This is a genomic window from Microbacterium sp. ProA8 (assembly GCF_039905635.1).
Classification (GTDB): domain Bacteria; phylum Actinomycetota; class Actinomycetes; order Actinomycetales; family Microbacteriaceae; genus Microbacterium; species Microbacterium chionoecetis.
In genome coordinates, this window is the sequence record NZ_CP157000.1 from 1251223 (window position 1) to 1262886 (window position 11664).

The 11664-nt window shown below is 69.4% G+C and carries 10 protein-coding genes; 4 read left to right on the top strand and 6 right to left on the bottom strand.

Annotated elements, in window-relative coordinates; translation table 11 throughout:
• Window positions 1-19: 19 nt before the first annotated feature.
• On the bottom strand, window positions 20-1456 hold the full coding sequence (locus tag ABG085_RS05255) for a helix-turn-helix domain-containing protein (RefSeq protein ID WP_347978372.1): 1437 nt from the start codon (window positions 1454-1456) through the stop codon (window positions 20-22).
• A 141-nt stretch (window positions 1457-1597) separates the two neighbouring features.
• On the opposite strand from ABG085_RS05255, the gene ABG085_RS05260 reads away from it, so the two are divergent.
• Window positions 1598-3493, top strand: coding sequence for a phosphoenolpyruvate carboxykinase (GTP) (locus ABG085_RS05260; RefSeq protein WP_347978373.1), 1896 nt, complete (start codon window positions 1598-1600; stop codon window positions 3491-3493).
• Window positions 3494-3635: 142 nt separating this feature from the next.
• On the opposite strand, the gene ABG085_RS05265 is transcribed toward ABG085_RS05260, so the two are convergent.
• Both ABG085_RS05265 and ABG085_RS05270 read right to left on the bottom strand, forming a co-directional pair.
• Window positions 3636-5645, bottom strand: a complete 2010-nt coding sequence (locus ABG085_RS05265; RefSeq protein WP_347978374.1) for an ABC transporter ATP-binding protein — start codon at window positions 5643-5645, stop codon at window positions 3636-3638.
• A 26-nt stretch (window positions 5646-5671) separates the two neighbouring features.
• A complete protein-coding gene (locus tag ABG085_RS05270) occupies window positions 5672-5968 on the bottom strand; it encodes an AsnC family protein (protein WP_347978375.1) in 297 nt (98 codons plus the stop codon).
• A 222-nt stretch (window positions 5969-6190) separates the two neighbouring features.
• On the opposite strand from ABG085_RS05270, the gene ABG085_RS05275 reads away from it, so the two are divergent.
• The 3 genes from ABG085_RS05275 to ABG085_RS05285 all read left to right on the top strand — a co-directional run bounded on the left by ABG085_RS05275 (window position 6191) and on the right by ABG085_RS05285 (window position 8909).
• On the top strand, window positions 6191-7132 hold the full coding sequence (locus ABG085_RS05275; RefSeq protein ID WP_347978376.1) for an ABC transporter ATP-binding protein: 942 nt from the start codon (window positions 6191-6193) through the stop codon (window positions 7130-7132).
• A gap of 149 nt (window positions 7133-7281) precedes the next feature.
• Complete coding sequence (locus ABG085_RS05280) at window positions 7282-8085, top strand: ABC transporter permease (protein WP_347979281.1); 804 nt, start codon at window positions 7282-7284, stop codon at window positions 8083-8085.
• Window positions 8082-8909 (top strand): ABC transporter permease, encoded by an 828-nt coding sequence (locus ABG085_RS05285; RefSeq protein ID WP_347978377.1) that lies wholly within the window; start codon window positions 8082-8084, stop codon window positions 8907-8909. The genes ABG085_RS05280 and ABG085_RS05285 overlap by 4 nt, the downstream gene beginning before the upstream one ends.
• 71 nt (window positions 8910-8980) lie before the next feature.
• Here the strand turns inward: ABG085_RS05285 and ABG085_RS05290 are convergent, their stop codons facing one another.
• The 3 genes from ABG085_RS05290 to ribH form a co-directional block, all read right to left on the bottom strand.
• Window positions 8981-10462 (bottom strand): MFS transporter, encoded by a 1482-nt coding sequence (locus ABG085_RS05290; protein ID WP_347978378.1) that lies wholly within the window; start codon window positions 10460-10462, stop codon window positions 8981-8983.
• Window positions 10463-10707: 245 nt separating this feature from the next.
• Window positions 10708-11061: a Fe-S protein gene (locus tag ABG085_RS05295; RefSeq protein WP_347978379.1), complete on the bottom strand. Its 354-nt coding sequence runs from the start codon at window positions 11059-11061 to the stop codon at window positions 10708-10710.
• A gap of 124 nt (window positions 11062-11185) precedes the next feature.
• On the bottom strand, window positions 11186-11662 hold the full coding sequence (ribH, locus tag ABG085_RS05300; protein ID WP_347978380.1) for a 6,7-dimethyl-8-ribityllumazine synthase: 477 nt from the start codon (window positions 11660-11662) through the stop codon (window positions 11186-11188).
• Between the last annotated feature and the right edge of the window lie 2 nt (window positions 11663-11664).

Consider the following 11664-nt stretch of genomic DNA (forward strand, 5'->3'; position numbering starts at 1 on the left):
GAGACGGAATCCGTGGCACTCAGGCGTGGCGGTCGAGGAAGTCGTAGACCTCGTTGTCGTCCACGCCGGGGAAGGCGCCGCGGGGGAGCGGCGAGAACATCTGCATGTGCACGCGCGCGCTCGGCCAGGCCTTGCCCGACCAGCGCTCGGAGACGTCGGAGGCGACGCGGCGGCAGCACGACTCGTCCGGGCAGGTGGAGGTGGCGCGCTTCTGCGTCTCGCGTCCGCGGAACCAGCGCGCGTCGTCGAACGGCACGCCCACGGTGATGGAGAACTCGCCGTCGGACGTGCTGCCCGTCTGCGTGGAGCACCAGTACGTGCCGGCAGGGGTGTCGGTGTACTGGTAGTGCTCGGTGGTGCGGTTCTGCTCCGAGAAGGCGGCGCGCGCCGAGAACCTGCGGCAGGCGATCTGCCCGTCGACGGCGCCGGTCACGTCCATGGGCAGCGGCAGGTCGTCGTTCTCGTACACCCTGGTGATCGCGCCCGACCCGTCGACCCGGAGGAAGTGCAGACGGATGCCGAGGTGCTGCGTGGCGAGATTCGTCAGCCGCATCCCCGCAGCCTCGTGCGTCACGCCGAACGCGTCGCGGAAGTCCTCCACCGCGAGGTTGCGGTCCTTCTTGGCCTGCTGCAGGAACCCGACCGACGCGGTCTCGGGCATGAGGCAGCACGCGGCGTAGTAGTTGATCTCGAGTCGCTGCTGCAGGAAGTCGGCGTAGTCGGTGGGCCGTTTGTGGCCGAGCAGCCGGTGCGCCATCGCCTGCAGCGCCATCGACCGCAGGCCGTGACCGCCGGGGATGGATGCCGGGGGCAGATAGATGCGGCCGTGCTCGAGGTCGGTCACCGAGCGGGTCGAGTGCGGCAGGTCGTTGACGTAGAGGAGCTCGAAACCGAGTTTCTCGGCCATGATGCTGACGGTGCGGTGGGTGAGGGCGCCCGAGACGTGCCCGGCGGCCTTGAGCTGCTTCTCGGCGAGCTTCTCGATGTCGGGCAGGTAGTTGTCGCGGTCGCGCATCATGAGCCGCAGCTCCGTGTTGGCCCGACGCGCCTCTTCCGGGGTCGCGATCGCCTCGCGCTCACGGCGCTGCAGCTCGCGGTGCAGGCCCAGGATCGACTCGATCGTGTCGTCGCTCATGCCCTTCGAGACCTTGATCGGCGGGACGCCCAGCTGACGGAAGACCGAGCTGGTCTGAGCGCGCTCGAGCTCGATCTCGAGCGCCGCACGACGATTCGGCGGCTCGGTCGACAGCAGGTCGCCGACATCCACGCCGGTCGCCGTCGCGATCGCCTGCAGTAGAGAGAGCTTCGGCTCGCGCTTGCCGTTCTCGATGAGGCTGAGCTGACTCCCGGCGACGCCGACCACGGCTCCCAGCTCATCGAGCGTGTAGCCATGGGCGAGACGCTGATGACGGATGCGGTGGCCCAGAGTCGACAGTTCGAGGGAGGTCGGCGGCATTCCTTGATGCTAGCGAAAGAATTGCAACTTTTGACACCAGATTTCGTGGGAAGAGGCATCCATCACGGCCGAAAGTAGAGGAAGAGCACGAATCTGCATCGTCGAAACCATCTGACGGTCGAATCAACGAGGAGCGACACCATGGCCCTTGCCGACATCTTCACCCGGACTGAAGGCGCTGGATCCGCACGTCCCACCGGCGCCCCCAGCGGCACCGTGCGGACGTATGGCGAACTGCCGACCGTTCAGGGCGAGGGCATGGTGGCACTGCGCGCCTGGGTCGACGAGATCGCCGCGCTCACCCGTCCTGCGCGGGTGCACTGGGTCGAAGGCTCTCGCGCCGAGAACGACGCGCTGCTGCGCGAGATGGTGGACGAGGGCAAGCTCATCAAGCTCAACCCCGAGTGGCGCCCCGGCTCGTACCTCGCGCGCTCCCACCCCAGCGACGTCGCCCGCACCGAGGCGCGCACCTTCATCGCCTCCGAGCGCGAAGAGGACGCCGGCCCGACCAACAACTGGGCCGCGCCCGACGAGATCCGTGCCACGATCACGCCGCTCTTCGAGGGGTCGATGGTCGGCCGCACGATGTACGTCGTGCCGTTCTCGATGGGCCCGGTCGGCGGTCCGCTGTCGCACATCGGCGTGCAGGTCACCGACAGCGCCTACGCCGTCACCTCGATCGGCATCATGACGCGCGTGGGCACCGAGGTGCTGCGCGAGATCGCCGGCGGCGCCCCGTGGGTGAAGACGGTGCACTCCGTCGGCGCTCCGCTGCAGCCGGGCGAGAAGGATGTCGCGTGGCCCTGCAACGACGAGAAGTACATCGTGCACTTCCCCGACACCCTCGAGGTGTGGTCGTACGGATCGGGCTACGGCGGCAACGCGATCCTCGCCAAGAAGTGCTTCGCCCTGCGAATCGCCTCGGTGATCGGCCGCAACGAGGGGTGGCTGGCCGAGCACATGCTGCTCATCCGCGTGATCGACCCCGCCGGGCGCGCGTACCACCTGGCCGCCGCCTTCCCGTCGGCGTGCGGCAAGACGAACCTCGCGATGCTCCGCCCGACGATCCCGGGCTGGCGCGTCGAGACCCTCGGCGACGACATCGCATGGCTGCGTCCGGGTGAGGACGGCCGCCTCTGGGCGATCAACCCCGAGGCGGGCTTCTTCGGCGTGGCGCCGGGCACCGGCGCCTCCACCAACGTGACGGCCGTCGAGACGCTCTGGGGCAACACGATCTTCACCAATGTCGCGCTCCGGCCCGACGGCGACGTCTGGTGGGAGGGCCTCACCGACGACCCGCCGGCAGAGCTCACCGACTGGGAGGGCAAGCCCTGGACGCCGGCATCCGGTCGTCCCGCCGCCCACCCGAACTCGCGCTTCACCGTCGCCGCCGCGCAGTGCCCGCAGATCGCGGACGACTGGGATGCCCCGCAGGGCGTGCCGCTCGACGCCATCCTGTTCGGCGGGCGGCGCGCCACCAACGTGCCGCTCGTCGTCGAGGCGACCGACTGGACGCACGGCGTGTTCATGGGCTCGAACGTGTCGTCCGAGCGCACCGCCGCCGCCGAGGGCACCGTCGGAGAGCTCCGTCGCGATCCGTTCGCGATGCTCCCCTTCTGCGGCTACAACATGGCCGACTACTTCGCGCACTGGCTCAAGGTCGGGCAGAAGCTGCGGTTCGACCGTGCGCCCCGCATCTTCCAGGTGAACTGGTTCCGCAAGGGCTCGGACGGCCGCTTCCTGTGGCCCGGGTTCGGCGACAACTCGCGCGTGATCGACTGGATCATCCGCCGCATCGAGGGTGAGGTCGGCGCCGTCGAGAGCCCGATCGGACGCCTGCCGCGCTCGGAGGACCTGGACATCTCGGACCTGGATGTCTCACAGGACGACCTCGACGAGCTGTTCGCGGTCGACCCGCAGCTGTGGCTGCAGGAGGCCGACCTCACCGAGGAGTTCTACCGCACCTTCGAGGGCCGCGTTCCGGCGCCGCTGTGGGCCGAGCTGGCCGCGCTGCGGTACCGCCTGCAGCGCGCCTGATCCCAGACCGGCGCCCGCTTCGTCTTCTTGGCAGAACGGGCGGGCGCCTGCACGACCCGGGGCATTTCCTGCCCACCGGTCGCAGCGGATGCCCCGGCCTCACTTGTGCGGTGGCCGGGGCATCCGTCATCGGTGCCCGCGCTCAGACCAGCAGCTGGTGCTTGGCGAGGTCGCGGTACAGCGGCGTGGTCTGCACGAGCTCGGAGTGCGTGCCCTGGCCGACGACCCGGCCGTGATCCATCACGACGATGTGGTCGCTGTCGACGACGGTCGAGAGGCGGTGCGCGATCACGATGAGCGTGCGGCCCGCGGCCACCGCGTCGATCGCCTCGCGCATACGCTGCTCGTTGAGCCCGTCGAGCGACGACGTCGACTCGTCGAGCAGCAGGATCGGGGGAGCGGCCAGCAGCGCCCGCGCGATCGCGAGGCGCTGGCGCTCACCGCCCGAGAGCATGACGCCGGCCTCGCCGACCGGCGCATCGACGCCGAGCGGGTTGCGGTCGAGGACGTCGCCGAGGTTCACGGCGCGCAGCACCGCCTCGCACTCGGGATCGGATGCCCCGGGCGAAGCGAGACGCAGATTGTCGCCGATCGTGCCGGCCAGCGTCGGGGCGTCCTGCTCGACATAGCCGAGCTGCGCACGCAGCGCGTCGCGGTCCAGCGCCCGCACGTCGGTGCCGTCCAGGAGGATCGCACCGTCCGTCGGGTCGTAGAAGCGCTCGATGAGCGCCAGGGTCGTGCTCTTGCCGGCGCCGGAGGGCCCGACGAGGGCGACGCGCGCGCCGCGCGGCACCGAGAACGACACGCCCCGGAGCACGTCGGCATCCGCGGAGCGCGAAGTCGCGGCATCCGCCCGTCCGTCGCCGTCCGCGGTCGCACCGGCGTCGCTGACGACGATGGTGGAGGTGTCGACATGGGCGTTCTCGAGCACCGCGCGCGCCTCGGACTCGGCCTTGCGACGAGCCTCGACGACGTTCTCGGGGTACCGGAACCGCACATCGCGGAACTCGATCGCCGCCGTGGCGCCGTCTGCCGGTCGCTGAGTCTGTCCGAGGGCCGACGCAGCGGCGACACGCGCGGCGACGGCGTCGTCGTCCTGCGACTCGGTCGGAAGATCCAGCACCTCCTGGATGCGGCCGAGCGCGCCGAGCGCCTGGCTCACCGACGTGATCGCGCCGAAGAACGAGCCGAGCGGGGCGATGAGCATGAACAGGAACATGATGAAGGTCACGAGGCTGGCGATCGAGAGCGCCCCGGTCGCGACGCGGAAGCCGCCGAGGCCGATCACGACGAGCAGCGAGACCTGCAGGGCGATGCCGGCGATCGGCACGACGAGCGCCGACACCTTGGCGATGCGGACGCCCACGGTGTAGGCATCCGTCGCCTGCGCGGTGACCGACTCGACCTCGCGCTCCGTCGCGCCCGACGCGCGCACGGTGCGGATCGACCCCACCGCGCGCTCGACGCCAGAGGCGAGTGCGCCCACCTTCTCCTGCTGCTCGGTGGACGCGGTGCGGATGCGGCCGCTGAGGGCCGTGACTCCGAGCACCGAGATGCCGATCACGAGCACGATGATGCCGAGCAGCACCGGATCGATGACCGCCATCGCGATCAGCGCGCCGGCGAACAGCAGCGCGTTGCCGACGGAGTCGGCGAGGCCCTGGGTGAGCGCCGAATAGAGGAGGGTCGTGTCGCTGCCGACGCGCGAGACGATGTCGCCGGTGCGACGGGCGTCGAACTCGCTGATCGGCAGATGCAGGATGCGGGCGATGAGCCGGCGCCGGCTCGAGTACACGACGGCGGTGCCGGTGCGCTGCAGCAGATAGTGCTGCCAGCCCGAGATGAGGGACGAGAGCACCACGAACCCGACGAGCGCCCAGATCAGCAGGCCGAGGTCGAGGTTCTCCTGCACCCGCGTGATGACTTCACCGACCAGCAGCGGCTGCACCAGCGACGTACCCGCGCTCAGGATGCTGAGCACGACCACCACGGCGAGGGTGCGCTTGTGCTCGAAGAGGTACGGCAGCAGCTGTCCGAAGCTGGCGCGGGGACCCTCGTCGGTCTTGCCGCGACGTCCGCGGCCGCGCGCGGCGCGAGGGGCGGGCGCCGCAGGTGCGGCGGCGGGGGCTTCGTCGAGTTCGGCGGAGGGCATGGGTGTACCTCGTTCGTGAAAGGGGCTTACCTTCGACCGTACTTCTTGTGGACGGCCTGTCTGCTCACGCCCAGGGCGCTCGCGATCGCCTGCCACGAGAAGCCGAGGTTGCGGGCCTTCCGCACCTGCACCTCCTCGGCGCGCGCTAGCTCGCGGCGCACCTCGGCGAGACGGTGCAGCTCGGCGAGCGGCTCGCGTGCGTCCGCGGCGCCGATCAGGGTGCGCAGGTCGTCTCCGCTCATCGCGTCGCCTCCCGTGGTGGCCGCCCATCGGACGATGAGCGGCCGGATCACGGATGCCGCGGCTGCGGCATCCGTCGTCAACCGTAGTTGACGCTCGAGCATCTGTCAACGTGCATTGACACTCCTGGCCCCACCGGGTCCGCTTGCCCGCCTCGCCCGCCTTGCCCGCCTCACCATCCCTGTTCACTTGCGCTAGATGTACACCGCGCTGGGCGTGTCGCGTACGTTTAGCGCAAGTCAACAGGTGCGGCGGGGGAGGTGCCGACGCTGTGCGGTGTCCGAACCGGGCGTTAGGGTAGTCCGGTGCCTGCGCCCGTGATCACCGCCGAGAACCTCGTCAAGGCCTACAAGGTCAAGGGGAAGCCCGACTTCCTCGCCGTCGACGGACTGTCGTTCGAGGTGGCGCCCGGCGAGTCGTTCGGCCTCCTCGGTCCGAACGGCGCCGGCAAGTCCACGACGATGAAGATGGTCGGCGCCGTCTCGACGCGCAGCAGCGGTGAGCTGTCGATCCTCGGGCTCGACCCCGACCGGTACGGCCCCGAGATCCGTTCGCGTCTCGGGGTGGTGCCCCAGCAGGACAACCTCGACGGCGAGCTCAACGCGCGCGAGAACCTCTACATCTACGGCCGCTACTTCGGCCTTCCCGGCAAGGTGTGCCACCAGAAGGCCGACGAGCTGCTCGCGTTCGCCCAGCTCGAAGACAAGGCGAAGAGCAAGGTCGAACAGCTCTCGGGCGGCATGAAGCGGCGCCTGACGATCGCGCGCGGCCTGATCAACGACCCGCGCATCCTGCTGCTCGACGAGCCGACCACCGGCCTCGACCCGCAGGCGCGCCACGTGCTGTGGGACCGCCTGTTCCGCCTCAAAGAGCGCGGCACGACCCTCGTGCTCACGACGCACTACATGGACGAGGCCGAGCAGCTCTGCGACCGGCTCATCGTCGTCGACAAGGGCCGCATCATGGCCGAGGGGACCCCCGCGTCGCTCATCCGGGAGCACTCCAGCCGCGAGGTGCTGGAGGTGCGCTTCGGCTCGGACCGCAACGAGCAGGTGGCGCCGCAGCTCGAGGGCATCGGCGAGCGCGTCGAGGTGCTGCCCGACCGCATCCTGGTCTACACCCGCGACGGCGAGGCGGCGCTCGAAGCCGTGACGCAGCGCGGCCTCACCCCGATCACGTCGCTCGTGCGGCGCTCCAGCCTCGAGGACGTGTTCCTGCGCCTCACCGGAAGGTCGCTGATCGAATGACCGCGGTACCCGAAGACGCTCACCCGTCGGGGGAGCCGGTGGAATCACGGATGCCGCTTCCCGGTGCGTCCGGCCGGCCCGGCGCGTCCGGCGGGCACGCATCGGCGACCGTCACGCAGCTGTCGCTCGACGAGCTGCGCGCCGAAGCGATGCAGTGGGGCCGCAAGCCCCGCGCGTTCGGGACGTTCTACGTCACCGAGCACATGGTGCGGGCGATGCGCGCCTACGGCTGGACCATCGTGGTCGGCGCCCTCGGGCAGCCGATCCTCTACCTGCTGGGTCTCGCCGTCGGCCTCGCGGCGCTCATCGACGCGCCCATCGTGCAGAACGGCGTCGAGGTGTCGTACCTCGTCTTCGTGGCGCCGGCCCTGCTCATGACGGCGGCGATCTCGGTGGCGTCCGAGGAGTTCTCGTACCCGGTGATCGCCGGGTTCAAGTGGCGCCGCTACTTCTTCGGCTTCAGTGCCACGGGCCTGTCGCCGGGCCAGATCGCCGGCGGCGTCGTGACCGGGGCGTCCGCGCGCATCGTGGTCGTCGTCCTCGCCTACTACCTGTTCCTCTGGCTGTTCCAGGCGGTGCCCGACCCGGCGACGGGCTGGCTCACCATTCCCATCGGCCTGCTCGCGGGCCTCGCCTTCGGCATCCCGTACATGGCGTACTCCGCGTCGATCACCGACGACAAGGGCCAGGTCGCCATGGTGCAGCGCTTCATCTTCATGCCCATGTTCCTGTTCTCCGGCACCTTCTACCCGCTGGACACGCTGCCGCTGTGGCTGCAGTGGATCGGATGGGTCTCGCCGCTGTGGCACGCGACCGAGCTCGGGCGCATCGCCACCTACGGCATGCCTGCCGAGCCGTTCGCCGTCGTGATCCACATCACCTACCTGCTCGTGCTGTCGATCGGTGCGTACCTGATCGGGCGGCGGGTCTTCCAGAGGAGGCTCGGCGAATGAGCGTCGCGACCGGAACCGAGACCGCCGTCAGGCGTGCCGGCGGCGTGCGCGCGCTGTGGGCGGGCAACCCGCAAGCCGTCGTGCAGCGCGGTGTCATCGCGGCGCGCTCCTCGAGCTGGGGCGTGGTGCTGTCGGGCTTCTTCGAGCCGGTGTTCTATCTCGCCTCGATGGGGATCGGCCTGGGCGCCCTCATCGGCGACGTGCAGACCTCGAGCGGGATCGAGGTGCCGTATGCGGCCTTCATCGCGCCCGCCCTGCTCGCCGTCTCGGCGATGAACGGCGCGATCTACGACTCCACGTGGAACGTGTTCTTCCGGCTCAACTACGGCAAGCTCTACGAGGGCATGCTGGCCACCTCGCTCGGCCCGCTGGACGTCGCCCTCGGCGAGATCCTCTACGCGCTGCTGCGCGGACTGCTCTACGCGACCGGGTTCATGGTCATCATGCAGATCCTGGGGCTCAACCTGGCGTGGACCGCGATCCTGGCGCTTCCGGCGGTGATGCTCATCGCCTTCGGCTTCGCCAGCGTCGGCATGGCGGTCACGAGCTACATGAAGACGTTCCAGCAGATGGACTGGATCAACTTCGTGCTGCTGCCGATGTTCCTGTTCTCGGCGACGCTGTACCCGATCACGATCTACCCCGAGTGGGTGCAGCACATCATCATGGCGTTCCCGCTGTGGCACGGGGTCGAGCTGGTGCGCGGACTGACCACCGGCATCCTGACCCCCGCCATGTGGTGGCACGTGCTCTACTACGTCGTCATGATCGCGATCGGCCTGGTGTTCACGACGAAGCGCCTGCGCGTGCTGTTCCTCGACTGACACCGTTCCGCGCAACGCAAGATGCCGCAGCCCATACCGGCTGCGGCATCTCGCGTTCGTAGGGCTGAGGGTCAGAGCGAGCCGGTCGCTCCCACACCCAGGTCGGCGTCGTAGTCGATGTCCTTCGTCTCGGGCGCCAGGATCAGCGCGATGAAGGTGAGCACGCTCATCGCCGACAGGTAGAGGCCGACCAGCACCGGGCTTCCGCCCGCCGACGCCCACAGCCACACCGCGACGATCGGCGCGAGCGCGGCGCCCAGGATCGACGACACGTTGTACGAGATGGCCGAGCCGGAGTACCGCACGTTCGTCGGGAAGAGCTCCGGGAGCACCGCGCCCATCGGGCCGAAGGTCGAGCCCATCAGCATGAAGCCGAACACCAGGAACGCCTGGACGAGCGCGCCGGTGAACTTCGGGTCGACCTGCGGCAGCAGGAAGATGTTGAAGGTCAGGCCGAACACGATGATGAGTCCGGTCACCCACAGCAGCAGGCGTCGTCGCCCGATCGCGTCGGCGATCGGGCCCGACAGCAGCGTGAAGATGCCGAAGAACACCACGCCGATGATCTGCATCACCACGAAGTCGGTGTAGCCGAAGCCGAGGCCCGGGTAGAACTGGGCCGCGAACGCGGAGGCGTCGAACGGGTTGCCCGCCGCTTCTGCGGCGGCCTGGGCGGCGGCGGAGGCCGTCTCGAGGTCGGCCGCCTTGGTGCCGTACGAGAGGGTGAAGTTCGTCATCAGGTAGAACAGCACGTACGTCGCCAGCATGATGAACGTGCCGAGGATCAGGTGCCACCAGTGGTGGCGGAGCACGGTGCCGAGCGGGAACTTGCGGATCGCGCCCTTCTCCTCCGCTTTCACGAACGTCTCGGACTCGACGAGGCGCAGTCGCACCCACAGGCCGATGATGACCATGACGGCCGAGAACAGGAACGGCACGCGCCAGCCCCACGCCAGGAACTCCTCCGACCGCTGCCCGGCGCCGTCGGGGTGGGGGAGCAGGTAGTTGATGGCGAGGAACACCGAGTTCGCGATGATGAAGCCGAGGGGCGCTCCGAGCTGGGGGAACGTGCCGTACCAGGCGCGCTTGCCCTTCGGGGCGTTCTCGGTCGCGACGAGTGCGGCACCCGACCACTCGCCGCCGAGCGCGAAGCCCTGCGCGAGGCGCAGCACGAGCAGCAGCACGGCCGCCCACACGCCGATCTCGTTGTAGGTGGGCAGGCACCCGATGAGGAAGGTCGCGATACCCATCGTGAGGAGCGAGGCGACCAGTGTGGCCTTGCGGCCGAAGCGATCGCCGAAGTGACCGAAGACGATCGCACCCAGCGGGCGGGCGACCATGGCCGCACCAAACACGCTGAACGAGAGCAGCAGCGACGTGGTGTCGTTGCCAGTGGGGAAGAAGAGGATGGGGAAGACCAGGACGGCGGCGGTCGCGTAGACGTAGAAGTCGTAGAACTCGATCGTCGTGCCGACGAGGCTGGCCAGGATGACGCGGGAACGGGGATTGGCGGGGGCCGCGGGGGTGGCGGCGGTGGTTGAGGAGGAGGTCAATTTTCACCTGGGCATGCGCGGGGCGGGGCATCCTGGTGGGATGCGGCGGTGGGCGTCCGCAAGGCGCAGGGTGACGCGTCAGGCGGCACTGCACTGGATCACCGTGGGCGCGGGCGTTGTCGCCCGGCACGAGCATCGAGTCTACTCCGGCGAATCGGCGGCGGCTCCGGATGCGGAAAGCGGATGCCGCGGCACTGGGCGACTGCTCAGGGCCGCGGCATCCGCTCGCACTTCTGCGGGTGGTGTCAGCGCCAGATGACCGCGATGGCGGCGTTCGTGAGCGTCAGCACGCCGACCGCCCAGAACATGGCGGGCGGAAGCGTTCCGGTCTTGCGCTGGCGGCCGCGGCCGATGCCGAGGAGCGCGCCGATGATGACCAGGATCACGAGCTTTACGCCGAGCTTGACGTAGTTGAGGTCGTACTCGATGCCCCACGGCGCGGCGAGGATGAGTCCGGCGACGGCGGCGATGGCGAGACCCCAGTCCATCACGCGGGTGAAGCGCCGCTTGCCGTTCACCGCCTCCACCACCCAGGCGCCGAACAGCACGGCGAAGCCGACCAGGTGAATGAGCACGACGACGTGGCGGAGGGTTTCCATGCCATCAGTCTAGCTGAAGGTTGGCCGATCACCAGGGGCCCGGTCGTTGAGCCAGCGAGGAACGAGTGAGACGAAACGTCCCAGGCGTTTCGTCTCGCTTCGCTCGCTCAACGACCGACGTGCGTCAGGCGCGAAGCTCCCGCAGCACGACGGCGGTGCGGATCGCGGCATCCGCTGCTTCATGACCCTTGTCTTCGATCGACCCGGGAAGGCCCGCGCGTGCGATGCCCTGATCCTCGTCGTCAAGCGTCAGCACGCCGAAGCCGACCGGCTTGCCGGTGTCCAGCGCCACGCGCGTGAGGCCGTCGGTGGCTGCGTTCGAGACGAACTCGAAATGAGGTGTCCCGCCGCGGATGATGACGCCCAGCGCGACCACCGCATCGGCGCCGGCATCCAGTGCCGCCTTCGCGACGACGGGCAGCTCGAAGGATCCGGGCACCCGCACGATGCGGTGTGACGCGCCGGCGGCCTTCACGGCGCGCTCGGCACCGGCGATGAGGCCGTCGGTGATGGTCTCGTGCCACGTCCCCGCGACCACGACGACGTCGAGTCCCGTGCCGTCGACGGTGCCGGTGGCCTGGGGTGCGCCCTTGCCGCTCATCG